The sequence below is a fragment of the Mesorhizobium sp. URHB0026 genome, from assembly GCF_054059755.1.
This window is the reverse complement of sequence record NZ_JBSSCN010000001.1, coordinates 1,757,452-1,772,582: the sequence shown is the minus strand read 5'-3', so window position 1 is coordinate 1,772,582 and position 15,131 is coordinate 1,757,452. Positions and strand designations below refer to the sequence as shown.

The 15,131-nt window shown below is 64.0% G+C and carries 13 protein-coding genes and 1 pseudogene; 8 read left to right on the top strand and 6 right to left on the bottom strand.

The annotated features are described in order from the left end of the window. Positions 1-10: 10 nt before the first annotated feature. From ACVWWD_RS08955 to ACVWWD_RS08940, 4 genes are all read right to left on the bottom strand, one after another. Positions 11-1,558 carry a DegQ family serine endoprotease gene (locus ACVWWD_RS08955; protein ID WP_352546388.1) on the bottom strand — a complete coding sequence of 516 codons (1,548 nt, stop codon included), beginning with the start codon at positions 1,556-1,558 and terminating at the stop codon, positions 11-13. Positions 1,559-1,744: 186 nt separating this feature from the next. Then, positions 1,745-2,464: an MBL fold metallo-hydrolase gene (locus ACVWWD_RS08950; protein WP_031251954.1), complete on the bottom strand. Its 720-nt coding sequence runs from the start codon at positions 2,462-2,464 to the stop codon at positions 1,745-1,747. Between the two features lie 68 nt (positions 2,465-2,532). Then, a complete protein-coding gene (locus ACVWWD_RS08945) occupies positions 2,533-3,699 on the bottom strand; it encodes a diphosphate--fructose-6-phosphate 1-phosphotransferase (protein ID WP_023781905.1) in 1,167 nt (388 codons plus the stop codon). Between the two features lie 153 nt (positions 3,700-3,852). Continuing rightward, on the bottom strand, positions 3,853-4,623 hold the full coding sequence (locus ACVWWD_RS08940; protein WP_352546387.1) for a L,D-transpeptidase: 771 nt from the start codon (positions 4,621-4,623) through the stop codon (positions 3,853-3,855). Positions 4,624-5,050: 427 nt separating this feature from the next. Here ACVWWD_RS08940 and ACVWWD_RS08935 point away from each other — a divergent pair, with 427 nt between their 5' ends. The 3 genes from ACVWWD_RS08935 to xylB all read left to right on the top strand — a co-directional run bounded on the left by ACVWWD_RS08935 (position 5,051) and on the right by xylB (position 8,818). After that, positions 5,051-5,674, top strand: a complete 624-nt coding sequence (locus ACVWWD_RS08935; RefSeq protein WP_352546386.1) for a LysE family translocator — start codon at positions 5,051-5,053, stop codon at positions 5,672-5,674. A gap of 284 nt (positions 5,675-5,958) precedes the next feature. Next, positions 5,959-7,284, top strand: a complete 1,326-nt coding sequence (locus tag ACVWWD_RS08930) for a tetratricopeptide repeat protein (RefSeq protein WP_352546385.1) — start codon at positions 5,959-5,961, stop codon at positions 7,282-7,284. Between the two features lie 79 nt (positions 7,285-7,363). Continuing rightward, positions 7,364-8,818, top strand: coding sequence for a xylulokinase (xylB, locus tag ACVWWD_RS08925; RefSeq protein ID WP_352546384.1), 1,455 nt, complete (start codon positions 7,364-7,366; stop codon positions 8,816-8,818). 299 nt (positions 8,819-9,117) lie between these two features. Here the strand turns inward: xylB and ACVWWD_RS08920 are convergent, their stop codons facing one another. Further along, the gene (locus tag ACVWWD_RS08920) at positions 9,118-9,480 is read right to left on the bottom strand and encodes a nuclear transport factor 2 family protein (protein WP_352546383.1); all 363 of its coding nucleotides are present in this window, start codon (positions 9,478-9,480) and stop codon (positions 9,118-9,120) included. Positions 9,481-9,593: 113 nt separating this feature from the next. Here ACVWWD_RS08920 and xylA point away from each other — a divergent pair. Next, positions 9,594-10,920 (top strand): annotated as a pseudogene (gene xylA, locus ACVWWD_RS08915) (xylose isomerase). Positions 10,921-11,129: 209 nt separating this feature from the next. Then, the gene (locus tag ACVWWD_RS08910) at positions 11,130-11,339 is read left to right on the top strand and encodes a hypothetical protein (protein WP_023772126.1); all 210 of its coding nucleotides are present in this window, start codon (positions 11,130-11,132) and stop codon (positions 11,337-11,339) included. 11 nt (positions 11,340-11,350) lie between these two features. Here the strand turns inward: ACVWWD_RS08910 and ACVWWD_RS08905 are convergent, their stop codons facing one another. After that, positions 11,351-12,328 carry a GlxA family transcriptional regulator gene (locus ACVWWD_RS08905; protein WP_352546381.1) on the bottom strand — a complete coding sequence of 326 codons (978 nt, stop codon included), beginning with the start codon at positions 12,326-12,328 and terminating at the stop codon, positions 11,351-11,353. Positions 12,329-12,407: 79 nt separating this feature from the next. Between ACVWWD_RS08905 and ACVWWD_RS08900 the strand changes: the two genes are divergently transcribed. Genes ACVWWD_RS08900 through ACVWWD_RS08890 form a run of 3 tightly spaced genes read left to right on the top strand, consistent with a single transcriptional unit; the run spans position 12,408 to position 15,128 of the window. Then, positions 12,408-13,361, top strand: a complete 954-nt coding sequence (locus tag ACVWWD_RS08900) for a 3-keto-5-aminohexanoate cleavage protein (RefSeq protein WP_457103029.1) — start codon at positions 12,408-12,410, stop codon at positions 13,359-13,361. A gap of 46 nt (positions 13,362-13,407) precedes the next feature. Beyond that, entirely contained in the window at positions 13,408-14,037 is a 630-nt protein-coding gene (locus tag ACVWWD_RS08895) for an HD domain-containing protein (RefSeq protein WP_023781911.1), read from the top strand. Then, on the top strand, positions 14,034-15,128 hold the full coding sequence (locus tag ACVWWD_RS08890; RefSeq protein ID WP_352546379.1) for a carnitine 3-dehydrogenase: 1,095 nt from the start codon (positions 14,034-14,036) through the stop codon (positions 15,126-15,128). The genes ACVWWD_RS08895 and ACVWWD_RS08890 overlap by 4 nt, the downstream gene beginning before the upstream one ends. Positions 15,129-15,131: the final 3 nt, after the last annotated feature.

Sequence of the window (15,131 nt, the reverse complement as noted above, 5' to 3'; positions counted from 1 at the left end):
TGTTCATGTGTCAGCCATTGGCGAACGGCACGGCGACATAGATCTGGGTGTCGCCACGCTCCACCAGAAGCAGCACCGATTTGCGTCCGGATTTGCCGGCTTGAGCAATCGCTTGGGTCACCTGCTTCGCACTCTTCACCGGAGCCTGGTTGACGGCGACGATGACATCGCCCGGTTGGATGCCAGCAGTCGCCGCCGGCTTGTCGGGATTGACGCTCGCAACCACCGCACCGTGCTCGTTCTCGGGGAGGTTCATCTGCTGGCGGATGTCCGGCGTGATATCCATCAAGCCTAGGCCAACGGCCGGCACGCGGGAACCCTGCTCGGTGCCCGGCGCGCTGGAGTCATCCGTCGAGGCCGTTTTCGCGTCGTCGCTGTTGCGCCCGACCTCCACCGAGATCTGCACGGCCTTGCCCTTGCGCCAGACATCCAGTCTCTCCTTGGCACCCGGCGCAACGTCGGCGACGGCTCGTGACAGGTCCTTGGGATCCTTGACGTCCTGTCCGGCGAAGCCGGTGATGACGTCACCGGTCTCGACGCCGGCCTTGGCCGCGGGCGAGCCGTCATTGACCTGCGAGACCAAGGCTCCGCCGGGATGATCCAGTCCGATGGCGCCTGCCACATCCGGGGTGACGGGCTGGATCTCGACGCCGAGATAGCCGTATTCGATGTTGCCGCCCTTCATCAGCTTGGCGACCACCCTCTCAGCCTGGTCCGACGGAATGGCGAAACCGACACCGACGCTGCCGCCATTGGGCGAATAGATCGCCGTGTTGATGCCGACGACGCTCCCATTGACGTCCACCAGCGGGCCGCCGGAATTGCCGTGATTGATCGGCGCGTCGATCTGGATGAAATCGTCGAACGGCCCGCTATGCAGGTCGCGGCCCCGCGCCGAGACGATACCGGCCGTTACCGTGGTGCCGATGCCGAACGGATTGCCGATCGCCAGCACCTGATCACCTGTCATGAGCTTGTTGGAGTCGCCCCATTTCACGGTTGGCAGCGACTTGCCGGCGTTAATCTTCAGCACGGCGAGGTCGTTCTTGGCATCGTGACCGACCAGCTTGGCCGGGAGCTCCGTGCCGTCGTCGAGCGTGACCTTTATCGAGGAAGCGCCGTCGACGACATGGTTGTTGGTGACGATGGTGCCGTCGGCACCGACGATGAAGCCCGAACCGAGCGCTTCGGCTCGCGGCGACCGCTGTTGCGGAGGCGTCTTGGGAGTGGGCATGCCCTGATCGCCGAAGTATTGGCGGAAGTAGTCATCGAAGGGCGAGGTGCCATCGAAGGGCGACGCTTCGTTCATTACCTCGGGCTGTCCCTTCATGACCGTGGTCACGGTCACGACGGCCGGCTTGGTTGTGGCCACGATCGGCGCCAACGAACCGCTCGGGGCCGTGGTCCCGGCAACGGGGGTCTGCGTCGTTGCAACCGTGTTGCCCGTGCCGACGCCGTTCGCGCTGTCGGCGAATGAGACGACAAAGGGAGAAACCAGCAGCGCGGCGCCCAGCAGGGCGGCGACGCGATGCCTACCAAGAATGCTCAGGTTTGACATGGTCGTTCTGTCCGGGCGAGGGGTTGATCCGCGCCCGCGGGTCTTCTAGGAGAAGTGCCCATCAGCGTGTCGACGGCCTGGGTTGCCTGCCTCGCCACGCATGGCGGCCGGCCGGATCGACCACAACTATCTAGGGCGCCGATCTGCGCGATTTAGGGTTTTAGCCCAACCTTACGAAGATTTAATTCAGAGTGCGCTTACGGACCGCAGATAGGCCGACGCGATTTCGCGCATGCGTGCGCCGTCGAAGCTCGGGCCGTGGCCGCCAAGGCCGATGCGGATCGGCAGGTCGAGCAGCCGGCGCATCGTGTTGCCATAGGCCTCCCGGTCGGAATCCGGCAAGTCGTCGATCAGCGTGTCGTCATAGATAGCGTCGCCGCTGAACAACAGACCGTTGGCCTCATCGAACAGCGCGATCGAATCCGGCGAATGTCCGGGGAGATGCAGCACCCGAAATTGCCGGTCGCCGAGATCGACCACGTCGCCTTCGTCCAGCATGCGCGTCAACGGCGCCGGCGCTATCGCATAGTCGGCCGACTTCCAGCCAGGCGCCGGCAATTTCGAAACGGCGCCCTCTAGATCGTGGAACATGTAAGCGTAAGTCGCGGCCTCATCCATGCTCTCGAATTGCGCCGCGCTCATCCTTGGCCCAGCCCGCAGCGGAAATTCGTGCAGCGAGCCGACATGGTCGAGGTGGATATGGGTGGCGACGACCAGAAGCGGCTTGCCTTCAGGCGTCCTTATCTCCGGCGCAAGCGGACAGATGCCCATCCCGGTGTCGACCAGAAGGTCGGCGTCGCGGCCGGTGAAATGCCAGATATTGGCGCGCACATAGTCGTGCACGAACGGTTCGGTCAGCATCGTCGTCCTGTCGTCGACGATGCGCTTGGAGAACCAGTTATCCATCAGGTGTGAGCCGGGCATCAGGTGTGAGCCGGGCATCAAGTGTGAGCCGGGCATCAGCGAACCCGGCATCAGACGAACGGCTTTCCGACCTTGTATTTTTCCGGCACCAGCCGCTTGAGATAGGCCATGCCGGCCTCGGACAGTTGGTTGGCGTCGGGCTTCATGAAATCGTCGGGCATGTGGCGGGTCTTGCCGGCGACGTTCTTCAGCGGCACCTTCTTCAGCACTATCTTGCTGCCATCATATTGCAGCGCCACCGAGCCGCCACCCTGTTCGGCCACAGTGACGGCGAAGGCGCCGGCATCGAAGGCCTCCTGCGCATCGACCGCGCTGATGGAGCCGACGTAGCCGCGCGGCATGTAGCCGAGTGCATCGACGCGGGCACGCTTGCCCGGCAGCCCCTCGGCCAATGCCCGTTCGAGCGCCGCCGGCAGGTCGCTGCCCGAGAGTTTGACGTTGCCGTGCTGATCGCGCTCGAGCTTGTCCGCCGGCACCAGGCTTTCGACCAGCGCCTTGCCGTCGGCGGTGCTGACGCCTTCCGACACGGCGACGATGCAGCGCTTGTGGCGGTCGAGCGTGGCGCGCACGTCGTCGATGAAACCGGCGGCGGAGAACGGCCGCTCCGGGACGTAGACCAGATGCGGGCCGCTGTCGGAATCGAGCTGCCAGGCCGCCGACGCTGCGGTCAGGAAGCCGGCATGGCGGCCCATGACGATGCCGACATAGATGCCGGGAAGCGCGCGGAAATCGAGATCGACGGACAGGAAGGCGCCAGCGACGAATTCGGCCGCGGACATGAAGCCGGGCGTATGGTCGTTTTCCTCGAGATCATTGTCGATGGTCTTCGGCGCATGGACGAAAGCGATCTTGCCGCCGGCGGCATCGGTCAGGATCTGCTGCGTGCCCGAGGTGTCGTTGCCGCCGATATAGATGAAGGCGTCGGCGCCCGCCTTCCGCAGGCCCTTCAGGATGACCTCGCAATAGGCGGCATCCGGCTTGTCGCGCGTCGACCCGAGGGCGGCGCTCGGCGTTCCGGCGATCAGCCGCAGCCGGTCCTCCGGGATGGCGGAGAGGTCGACATAGTTCCCGTCACGGATGCCGCGCACGCCGTGCAGGGAGCCCAGCACCTTGGCGCCGGGATGGCGCCCGCGGATCTCCAGCGCGGCGCCCACGACCGTCTGGTTGATGACGGCGGTCGGGCCGCCGCCCTGCGCGATGACGAAAGTTCCGGCCATGCTTGATGTCTCCCTAGAGCATGACGCCGAAAGAGACGGATTCGGATTTCGGGTCGAACGGACCTGAAACCATCCGGCTCTAGGCGATGGTTTTCAGGTCACCTTGGCCTGTCTTGCCGCATCGCGCAACGGGAGAAACGGAGGGCTGGACGATCACATGACGACGACCGGGTTTTTCTTCGAGACCCTGCTGTAGAGGTCGATGATGTCCTGGTTAATCAGGCGCACGCAGCCCGACGACATCGCCTGGCCGATGCTCCACCATTCCGGAGAGCCATGGATGCGGTAGCCGGTATCCTTGCCGTCCTGGTAGATGTAGAGCGCACGCGCCCCGAGCGGATTGGTCAGGCCGCCGGGCTGGCCGCCCTGCCACTTCACCAGTTCCGGCTTGCGCTGGATCATTTCGGGCGGCGGCGTCCAGGTCGGCCACTCCCTGCCGTACTGGATATTGGCGCGGCCGGACCAGCGGAACCCATCCTTGCCGATGCCGACGCCGTAGCGGATGGCTTCGCCACCCGGCTGGACAAGATAGAGCATGCGTTCCTTGAGATGCACGACGATGGTGCCGGGCGCCTCGCCGGTCGTATCGACGACGATCTGGCGGCGAAACTCCGGCTTGACCTTGAGATAGGGCACCTCGGGCACGTTGAAGCCGTTATCCGTCAAGGAGGCATACATGACATCGGGGCTGGTGATGTTCTTGTCGACGCTGATCGAGGGCCGGATCGGCCGCACCGAACCGGTGACCGTATCGTCGAGCTGGAGCGCCGGCAGACCGCCACCACCCGAGGTCGAGCAGCCGGCGACGCCGAGCAATGCCAAAGCGCCCGCCCCGGACAGGACGGCGCGGCGGGAGAGAAGAAGATCGGCTTCGACTGCGTCGCCGTTTCGTGGCGGCGTCGGACCTTGTGGCAACTCACGCATATACCCAAACCCTAGGCTGTCGGCGGGAAGCACGGTCCGGCCGGATAGCGGGCATTTTCATCATTCATGGTTGATAAAGCGTGAATGCCTTGCGCTGCTTGCGTTTGCGCCTTGCCGAGGCGCCGCTCCGCCCTCCCGCGCGGCCGCCATTAAACATGTGCAGGACGTTGAAAACCGCCATCAAGCTTTTTGGCGCCGCCATTGTCGCGGCCGCCACGGTTCTCGGGCCAATGTCAGCCTGGCCGATATCGTGAGCATGCTGGGCGGCGCGAACTGATGCCTAGCTGCCGCTGGCGCAATTGACGTCGCAGTCCCGTAAGGGTCGTGCGGGTTGTCCGGCCGCAATACGCGAAAACAAGGATTCGACCCTTTACATTCTTCGGGAGCCAAGGATTTATCCTCTTCCTTGAGCTCAAAGGAGACGAGCATGTCCTTCGAAAACTGGGCCGCCTTCGCTGCCGCGTCCACCATCCTCCTCATTATCCCGGGCCCGACAATCCTTCTAGTCGTCTCCTATGCGCTGGGCCAGGGCTGGCGCACCGCTTTGCCGATGGCAGTCGGCGTGGCGCTCGGCGACTTCACCGCCATGACCTTGTCGATGCTGGGCATCGGCGCGCTGCTTGCGGCTTCGGCTGGTGTTTTCACCATCCTGAAACTGATCGGCGCCGGCTATCTGATTTATCTCGGCGTGAAACTGTTCCGCGCCGGCGGCACGCTGAAGGCCGAACCACGCACCGACGCGGTGTCGTCGGCCAAGATGATGGCGCATGCCTGGCTGGTCACGGCGCTCAACCCGAAGAGCATCACCTTCTTCGTCGCCTTCCTGCCGCAATTTCTCGACCGGCATGCCGATTTCTGGACGCAGATGTTGATTTTCGAGACGACTTTCCTGGCGCTCGCTTTCGCCAACGCCTTCGGTTACGCGCTGATCGCGGCACGCGCCCGCGACGTGGTGCGCAATCCCAAGGCGATCCGCATCTTCAACCGCACCGGCGGCACGCTCCTGGTCGGCGCCGGCATCGCCACGGTGGCGATGCGTTCCGGCAATTGATGTCCTGACGCAGGTGAGGCCGGAGGGCCTCATCGTTTAACGCTGAAGCCCAGATTGCCCGCGAGGATGCGGCGTTCGTCGCCGCCGAGGTTGGTGGTGTAGTCGCCGGTGGCGAAGATGCTGACCTTGTCCGTCACCTTGGCGACGATAGCGCCGCCGAACTCGAACGAGCTCGACCTGGAGCCGCGGCGCGACTCGTGAAATGGCGTAGCTGTAGCCTATGCTTTAAGATGACGCTGGACCGAGGGCATCATGCCCATCGGGCCTCGACCAGGGAACTCTCGGTGGCCATCAGGGACGCATTTGGCCTGGCATTTTCGGGCGCGACGGAAGCGGGATTCGCGCCCTACGGCCAGGCCGTGCGCGAATTGCAGTGCTTCATTGGCGATCCCGTGAAATCCGTCGATCGCGCCATCGCGCAGGACCCCGGGTTTGTCATGGCGCATGTCTTCAAGGGCTACCTCTTCGGGCTTGCCACCGAACCGGAGGCGACGGCCGTGGCCAGGACCTGCCACGAGGCGGCGCTGCCGCTTGCCGCGACAACGCGCGAGCGGGCGCATGTCTCTGCCCTCGGCAACCTCGCCAACGGACACTGGCATCAGGCCTCCGGCATTCTGCGGGACATAGCGATCGATTTCCCGCTCGACGCCGTGGCGCTCCAGGTCGGACACCAGGTCGATTTCTTCACCGGCAACGCCCGCATGCTGCGCGACCGCATCGCCCGCGCCCTGCCGTCGTGGCAGGCGGACATGCCGGGTTACCACGCGATCCTCGGCATGCAGGCCTTCGGGCTCGAAGAGATGGCTGAGTATGCGCAGGCCGAAAGGCTCGGCCGTACGGCGGTCGAAATCGAACCGCGCGATGGGTGGGCGCAACATGCGGTCGCGCATGTGATGGAGATGCAAAGCCGGCAAAGGGACGGCATCGCCTGGATGCGCACCGACCCCGAAGCCTGGACCAAGGAAAGCTTCCTTCAGGTACACAATTGGTGGCATCTGGCGCTGTTCCACTACGATCTCGGCGAGACCGGCGAGGTGCTGGCGCTCTATGACGGGCCGATCTACGGCGCCAGATCGACGCTGGCGCTCAACATGGTCGATGCATCGGCGATCCTGTGGCGGCTTCATCTCGGCGGCGTCGATGTCGGCGACCGCTGGACGGCGCTGGCCGCCAATTGGGTGCCCAAGGCCAGTGGCTCCAACTATGCCTTCAACGACGCCCATGCGATGATGGCCTTTGTCGGCGCCGGGCTCGATGCTCCGGCCCGGACATTGCTCGAAGCACAGCGCGAGGCGATGCTGGGCGGTGACGACAATGCCGCTTTCACGCGGGATGTCGGTCATCCCCTGACGCTTGCGATCAAGTCGTTCGGTGAGGGCAACTACGCCGAAACCATCCGACTGATCCGGCCGATCCGGGCCATCGCCCATCGCTTTGGCGGCAGCCACGCGCAGCGCGACGTCATCGATCTGACGCTGATAGAGGCCGCCCTGCGCGTCGGCGACGGTGCGCTGGCCAGGGCGCTGACGACGGAGCGTTCGACTGCACGCCCGGACAGCCCGCTGTCGGCGCTGTTTTTGCGACGCGCCGCCGATTTGTCAGAGAATTGACCCGGAGCGGATCTTGCCTTAAAAACTGGCTCAACATATTTTTCGGGTTCCGAAAAAAATAAGAACGTGGGAGGAAACCATGTATCTCGGCCTCGACCTGGGCACATCGGGCGTCAAGGCGCTGCTGATCGATGCCGGACAGGGCGTCATCGGCTCCGGCCATGGCACGCTTGATGTTTCTCGCCCTCATCCCGGCTGGTCCGAACAGGATCCCATGCACTGGATACGCGCCTGCGAAGACGCGATCGCCGAACTGAAGGCGGCACATCCCGGGCAGTTCGCGGCAATCAAGGGCATCGGCCTGTCAGGCCAGATGCATGGCGCGACCTTGCTCGATGCGGCCGATCAGGTGTTGCGCCCCTGCATTCTGTGGAACGATACGCGCAGCCATGTCGAGGCGGCGGCACTGGACGCCGATCCACGCTTCCGCGCGCTCACCGGCAACATCGTCTTTCCCGGCTTCACCGCGCCCAAGCTCGCCTGGGTGAAGAGCAACGAGCCCGCTGTCTTCGCCAAAGTGGCAAAGGTGCTTTTGCCCAAGGATTTCCTGCGGCTCTGGTTGACCGGCGAGCACATTTCGGAAATGTCGGATTCGGCCGGCACATCCTGGCTCGATGTCGGCAAGCGCCGCTGGTCGGCGGAGCTGCTCGCCGCGACATCGCTTCACGAGAATCATATGCCAGCGCTGGTCGAAGGCACCGCGAAGGCTGGTGCCCTGCGCGCCGAACTCGCGTCGCGGTGGGGCATCGCGGCCGGCACTCCGGTGGCTGGCGGCGCCGGCGACAATGCGGCGTCCGCCTGCGGCATGGGCACGGTGGGGGCCGGCCACGCGTTTGTCTCGCTCGGCACATCGGGCGTGCTGTTTGCCGCCAACGCCGCCTATCTGCCCAACCCGGCCAGCGCGGTGCACACCTTCTGCCATGCGCTGCCCAACACTTGGCATCAGATGGGCGTCATCCTGTCGGCGACCGATTCGCTCAACTGGCTGTCGGAGATCACGGGCAAGGGCGCGGGCGAACTGACATCCGAACTCGGCGAGACGCTGAAGGCGCCGACCGGCGTATCCTTCCTGCCCTATCTCTCGGGCGAGCGGACGCCACACAATGATTCCGCCATTCGCGGTTCGTTCACCGGCCTGGCGCATGAATCGGGCCGCGCCGTGCTGACACAGGCCGTGCTCGAAGGCGTCGCCTTTGCCTTCGGCGACAGCCTGGAAGCATTGAAAACCGCCGGCACGACCTTGACGCGCGTGACCGCGATCGGCGGCGGCTCGCGCTCGCGCTATTGGCTGAAGGCGATCGCAACCGCGCTGCAATTGCCCGTCGATATCCCCGCCGACGGCGATTTCGGCGCTGCCTTCGGTGCCGCCAGGCTGGGCCTGATCGCGGCGACCGGCGCCGATCCGCTGGCCGTGTGCTCCGCGCCGAGGACAGATGCCACGATCGAGCCGGATGCAGCTCTTGGCGGCGCCTTCGCCGATGCCTATCACCGCTACCGCGCGCTCTATCCGGCGATCAAGGCCGTAACCGCGTGAGTTGGCGCTTGTCCCATTACTTTCGTGCGGGCGTTGGCGCTGCCCCTCACCTGCCTGCCGGCATCCTCTCCCGGTGTAGAGACGGGGACAGGGGCGCTGTCATTGCTGGTTTCGGCAATCACCAACGTCGCAGGAAAGGCGTCGAGATTGCCGCCGGCCCACTTCTCCCCGTCAGTACACGGGGAGAAGTGCCCGGCAGGGCGATGAGGGGCGGCGCCGACTTCGCCAATTGGTCCCCTCTACAGATTAGGCAAGCAACTGCCGTAAGAGTCGGAGCCACTCAACTTGCCGTCAAAACGTCACTGCGCCGGAACCTTGTCCAAAAACCCGGTGACGCTCTTCAGGCGACCGTTCTCGATGACGCCGATATCCGTGCCTTCGATGACGGAAGGGACACCTTCCGGGCCAAGATTCCACGAAAAGCGGATCCTGTCGGCAAAGCCGTCCGGCGTGCCCTTCAGCGAGAAGCGAAAGCCGGCAAAGCGCTGCTGGACACCGTCGATCAGCGCCGCGACGCCTTCATGGCCGTCGCCCTGCATGAGCGGATCGCGATAGCTGACGTCCTCGGTGAAAGCAGCGTTGAGCAAGGCCGCCCGGCGGCCGGCATCGCTTTCGTTCCAGGCGGTGATGTAGTTCAGGGCGATCGTGTTGAGGTCGGTCATGGTCTGTCTCCTTGGTTTGACGGTTTTGACAGGACCGTTTTCGACCAGCGCCGGCGTGAAACCAATTACGCCTGAGGTAATCGGGCAAACTTATCTTGGAGAGGAAGAGAACCATGAGCAGCGGCTTTTTCGGCGACATCCAGACAATCAAATATGAAGGACCGGATTCGACCAATCCGCTGGCCTACCGTTTCTACAATCCCGACGAAGAGGTGGCCGGCAAGCGGCTGGAGGACCATCTGCGCTTTGCCGTCGCCTACTGGCATTCCTTCGCCTGGCCGGGCGGCGACCCGTTCGGCGGCCAGACCTTCGACCGTCCCTGGTTTCCCAAGGCCGGCGGCGTCGACACGATGGAATTGGCGAAGCTGAAGGCGGATGTCGCCTTCGAAATGTTCTCGCTACTCGGCGCTCCCTATTTCTGCTTCCACGACGCCGATGTGCGGCCAGAGGGCAAGGATTTCTCCGAAAGTGCGGCCCGCCTGGATGAGATCGCCGATTATTTCGCCGGCAAGATGAAGCAGACCGGCGTCAAGCTTTTGTGGGGCACGGCGAACCTGTTCTCAAACCGCCGCTTCATGTCGGGCGCGGCGACCAATCCCGATCCGGATGTGTTCGCCTATGCGGCGGCGACGGTGAAGAGCTGCATCGACGTCACCAAGCGGCTGAAGGGCGAGAACTACGTGTTGTGGGGCGGGCGCGAGGGCTATGAGACGCTGCTCAACACCGACCTTGCCCGCGAGCAGGAACAGGCCGGCCGTTTCCTGAATCTCGTCGTCGACTACAAGCACAAGATCGGCTTCAAGGGCACGATCCTGATCGAGCCGAAGCCGCAGGAGCCGACAAAACACCAGTATGACTACGACGTCGCGACCGTCTACGGCTTCCTCAAGCGTTTCGGCCTGGAGAAGGAGGTCAAACTCAACATCGAGCAGGGCCACGCCATCCTGGCCGGCCACTCCTTCGAGCACGAGCTGGCGCTGGCCAACGCGCTCGGCGTCTTCGGCTCGATCGACATGAACCGCAACGATTATCAGTCCGGCTGGGACACCGACCAGTTCCCCAACAACGTGCCGGAAATGGCGCTGGCGTATTACCAGGTGCTCCAGGCCGGCCGGTTTCAAGACCGGCGGCACCAATTTCGACGCCAAGCTGCGCCGCCAGTCGCTCGACCCGCAGGACCTGCTGATCGGCCACATCGGCGGCATGGATTCCTGCGCGCGCGGCCTCAAGGCGGCAGCGAAGATGATGGAGGACAAGGCGCTGTCGGGTCCGCTCGCCGAGCGCTATGCCGGCTGGAACAGCGCCGAGGCCAAGGCGATGCTGTCGGGCAAGCGGACGTTGGAAGAGATCGCCGAGCGCGTGGTGAAGAAGAAGATCGAGCCGCAGCCGCGCTCCGGCCGCCAGGAACTGCTCGAAAACATCGTCAACCGCTACGTCTGACGCTGCCTGACCGTCGGCAATTCAAGCCGGCGCCCTATGCGATTTCGAAAGCTTGGCGCTCGGAAACCTTTTTCGCGCCAAGCTGAAATCGACGACAAGGTTTTGCCCCTTGCCGCCTCTCAATGACCTCGCTCTTGCCTTCAAACTGCCGTCACGAATCTCGTATAGGTATGGCTCGTAGCGGGAGAGGAAGAAGGAGGCGAACCGATATGCAGAACGAACGTGAAATCGACGCCCTGCTCTCACCTGGCGAGGCCGGATCGATCATCGACCGGCTGATGGCAATGCCGCATCCCAGGGATGGCGCGCGCCGGTCCAACGAATGGGATCGTGCTGTCGCCAGCCGTTTCGAGACCCATCTGGCTAGACAGATGCGCTCACAGATCGATGGCGGGAGCGACCAGCAAATCGCCGTCTGAGCCAGCTGGATTCAACCTCGGCGAAGCCTGACAGGGGCTTCGCCAAAAGCTCTCGAAAAGGCTCTCGAAAAGGCTGCCGCAGACGAGAACCCCGTCCGCCCGGCGATATCCGCCATGGCGATCCGCGTGTCGACCACGAGCCGGCGCGCGGCACCCAGGCGCAGCCTGAGATAGTAGGCGCCCGGCGTCTCGCCGATCGACTTGCGAAAGATGCTTTCCAGGGTCCGCGCTGTCACTCCGGCGCGCCTGGCCACAGCGTCGATGGTCAGTGGCTGGTCGACATGCGCTTCCATCAAGCGGATCGCGTGGGCCAGGCGCGGATCGTAGCCGTCGAGCCGGCCGAGCGAGACCAGCGGCTGGGCATCGGTCGCGGCACGCGCCTGGTCGTAGATGAAGACGCTGGCGACATCGAGCGCCACCGCCATGCCGAGCCGCGTGCGAATCAAGTGCAGCATCAGGTCGAAGGTCGGCGAGGCGCCGCCCGAGGTGAACACCGGCCCATCGATGACATAGCGGTCCGGCCGGACATCGACGCCGGGCAAAGCGGACGAAAAATCCTCCATGTCTTCCCAATGGGTGGTTGCGCTGCGGCCCTCCAGCAGGCCGGCGCGCGCTACCAGCCAGGTGCCGGCCTCGACACCGCCGCACGCGCGGGCCGCACGCGCTGCCCTACGCAAACCTGAAAGCAGAGCCGACGTCGCGTAATTCTGGGTGCCGAAACCGGCGACGACGACGAGAACGTCGGTTGTCTCATTGGCGTCGAAACGGCCGCTGACGGCCACCGGCAGGCCGCAGGTGGTGACCGGCGCCTCGCCTGTCACCGAGACCAGCTTGAAATCGAACAGGGTCTCGCCGGAAATGCGATTGGCGGCGCGCAGCGGGTCGACGGCGGAGGCGACGCACATGATCGAGGAGCCGGAAAACACCAGGAACGTTACCTTGAGGGTCTCACGTTCGGCCTGAAAGACGGACTTTTCGCTTTTGATCATGTCACCTTCGTAAAACGCAAAGCAGCCTTGATCAAGTCAAGCGATGGTAGGGGCTGTTTCGAATGGGAGGAGAGTTTCGATGCCGCTCGCGATGAACCGTGAGGTCTTCATTACCTGTGCCGTGACCGGGTCTGGTGGCTCGCAGGATCGCTCACCGCACGTACCGCGCTCGCCCAAGCAGATCGCCGATTCGGCCATCGACGCGGCCAAGGCCGGCGCTGCCATCGTCCACTGCCATGTGCGCGACCCCGAAACCGGCAAGCCCAGGCGCGACGTGCATCTTTACCGCGAAGTGACCGAGCGCATCCGCGCGGCGGACGTGGACGTCATCCTGAACCTCACCGCCGGCATGGGCGGCGACATGGTGTTCGGCTCGCCCGAGGCGCCGCTGCCTCTCACCGAAAAAGGGACCGACATGGGCGGCGCCACCAACCGCATGGAACATGTGCGCCAATGCCTGCCCGAAATCTGCACGCTCGACTGCGGCACCATGAATTTCGCCGAGGCCGACTATGTCATGACCAACACGCCCGGCATGCTGCGCGCCATGGGCGGCATGATGACGGCGCTCGGCGTCAAGCCCGAGATCGAGGCCTTCGACACCGGACATCTCTGGTTCGCCAAGCAACTGGTCGAGGAAAAGGTGCTCGATCCGGACGCGCTGGTACAGCTCTGCATGGGCGTGCCGTGGGGGGCGCCGGATGATCTCAACACCTTCATGGCGATGGTCAACAACGTGCCGTCGACCTGGAACTGGTCGGCTTTCGCCATCGGCCGCAACCAGATGGCCTACGCTGCCGCCGCCGTGCTCGCCGGCGGCAATGTCCGCGTCGGCCTCGAGGACAATCTGTGGCTCGACAAGGGGGTGCTGGCGACCAATGCGCAACTGGTCGAGCGTGCCGCCTCGATCGTCACCAATCTCGGCGCCCGGATCCTGGGGCCGGAAGAAGTGCGCAAGAAGCTCAATCTGACCAAGCGAGCGCCATCGCGGCGTGAGCATGATCCCGAAAAGTGGGAACCGGTTCTCGGATAATATCATGCTCAAACAACAAGAAGACTAATTCGCAGGGAGGGTCGATATGGCTACCGTAAAATTCACCGCCATGAAGGATGGCGACAGGCAAGACTACGAGTTCCTGACCGCCCACGAGATCGACTACGCGGCCAGGACCGGCGAGCGGCTGCTCGACGCGCTGGTGCAGCTCGACGAGGGCCTGTCGGGCTACAAGATCACCCGGCTCGGCCATTCGCTGCAGGCGGCGACGCGGGCCTGGCGCGACGGCGCCGACACCGACTGGATCGCCTGCGCCGTGCTGCACGATATCGGCGACATCTACGCGCCCTTCAATCATGACGAATATGCCGCTTCGATCCTGAAACCTTTCGTGCGCGAGCAATGCACCTGGGTGGTGGAGAAGCATGGCGACTTCCAGCGCCTCTATTACGCCCACCATCTCGGCGGCAATCGCCATGCGCGCGACCGCTTCGCCGGCCATGCCTATTTCGACGATTGCGACCAATTCTGCGAACGCTGGGACCAGTCGAGCTTCGACCCTGACTATGAGACGCTGCCGATCGACTTCTTCCGGCCGTTCGTGCTCGAAGTCTTCGCCCGCAAAGCCTACGACCCATCGGTCATCCGCGCCGGCGAGCGCGTGCCTCTCACCGATCCCGAAACCGCCAGGACAAGAACCGGAGCCTCTCAATGAGCATCATCAACAAGGCGGCCGCCATTGGCGGCGGGGTCATCGGCGCCGGCTGGGTGGCGCGGCTGTTGCTTAACGGCATTGACGTGTCGATCTTCGATCCTGATCCCGAAGCTTCGCGCAAGGTCTCGGAAGTGATGAAGGGCGCGCGCCGCGCCTACAAGCAGATGGTGCCGGGCGGCCTGCCGAAAGAGGGCAAGCTGATCTTCGCCAAGACGATCGCCGAAGCGGTGGCGGATGCCGACTTCATCCAGGAAAGCGTGCCGGAACGGCTCGACCTCAAGCATAAGGTGCTGGCCGAGATCGACACCCACGCGCCGGCAAACGCCATCGTCGGTTCGTCGACCTCGGGGATCAAGCCGACCGACATGCAGGTGGCGATGAAGAAGCACCCGGAACGGCTGGTCGTCGGCCATCCGTTCAATCCGGTCTATCTGCTGCCGCTGGTCGAGATCGTCGGCGGCGACCAGACCTTCCCCGAAGCCATCGAAGTCGCCAAGGAGATCTATGCCTCTATCGGCATGAAGCCGGTCGTCATCCGCAAGGAGATCGAGGCTTTCGTCGGCGACCGCCTGCTCGAAGCGGCCTGGCGCGAGGCGCTGTGGCTGATCAAGGACGGCATCTGCACGGTCGAGGAACTCGACGACATCATGCGCTACGGCTTCGGCCTGCGCTGGGCGCAGATGGGCATGTTCCAGGTCTATCGTGTTGCCGGCGGCGAGGCCGGCATGCGCCACTTCATGGCGCAGTTCGGACCGTGCCTGAAATGGCCGTGGACCAAGCTGATGGACGTGCCCGAGTTCAACGACGAACTGGTCGACCTGATCGCCACCCAGTCGGACGACCAGGCGCACGGCCTTTCGATCCGCGAACTGGAAAAAATCCGCGACGACAATCTGGTCGCGATCATGGATGCGCTGTCGAAGCAAAACAAGGGCAAGGGCTGGGGCGCCGGCGCGCTGCACAAGGATTATACGAGGCAACTGGCCAAGTTGGCGGCGAAGAAGCCAGTGGCCTCAAAGGCAGCGGAAAGGGCCAGGACCGCCAAGCCGGTCAAGAAAGCCGAAAAGCCGAAGAAAAAGAAGAAGGGCTGAGAC

Bases quoted from the DNA above. Each gene is read 5' to 3' on its own strand.
- ACVWWD_RS08900 (WP_457103029.1), top strand. From the start codon at position 12,408: ATGCCGCTCGCGATGAACCGTGAGGTCTTCATTACCTGTGCCGTGACC.
- ACVWWD_RS08905 (WP_352546381.1), bottom strand. From the start codon at position 12,328: ATGATCAAAAGCGAAAAGTCCGTCTTTCAGGCCGAACGTGAGACCCTC.
- ACVWWD_RS08910 (WP_023772126.1), top strand. From the start codon at position 11,130: ATGCAGAACGAACGTGAAATCGACGCCCTGCTCTCACCTGGCGAGGCC.
- ACVWWD_RS08920 (WP_352546383.1), bottom strand. From the start codon at position 9,480: ATGACCGACCTCAACACGATCGCCCTGAACTACATCACCGCCTGGAAC.
- ACVWWD_RS08945 (WP_023781905.1), bottom strand. From the start codon at position 3,699: ATGGCCGGAACTTTCGTCATCGCGCAGGGCGGCGGCCCGACCGCCGTC.
- ACVWWD_RS08955 (WP_352546388.1), bottom strand. From the start codon at position 1,558: ATGTCAAACCTGAGCATTCTTGGTAGGCATCGCGTCGCCGCCCTGCTG.
- ACVWWD_RS08935 (WP_352546386.1), top strand. From the start codon at position 5,051: ATGTCCTTCGAAAACTGGGCCGCCTTCGCTGCCGCGTCCACCATCCTC.
- ACVWWD_RS08950 (WP_031251954.1), bottom strand. From the start codon at position 2,464: ATGGATAACTGGTTCTCCAAGCGCATCGTCGACGACAGGACGACGATG.
- xylB (WP_352546384.1), top strand. From the start codon at position 7,364: ATGTATCTCGGCCTCGACCTGGGCACATCGGGCGTCAAGGCGCTGCTG.
- ACVWWD_RS08895 (WP_023781911.1), top strand. From the start codon at position 13,408: ATGGCTACCGTAAAATTCACCGCCATGAAGGATGGCGACAGGCAAGAC.
- ACVWWD_RS08890 (WP_352546379.1), top strand. From the start codon at position 14,034: ATGAGCATCATCAACAAGGCGGCCGCCATTGGCGGCGGGGTCATCGGC.
- ACVWWD_RS08940 (WP_352546387.1), bottom strand. From the start codon at position 4,623: ATGCGTGAGTTGCCACAAGGTCCGACGCCGCCACGAAACGGCGACGCA.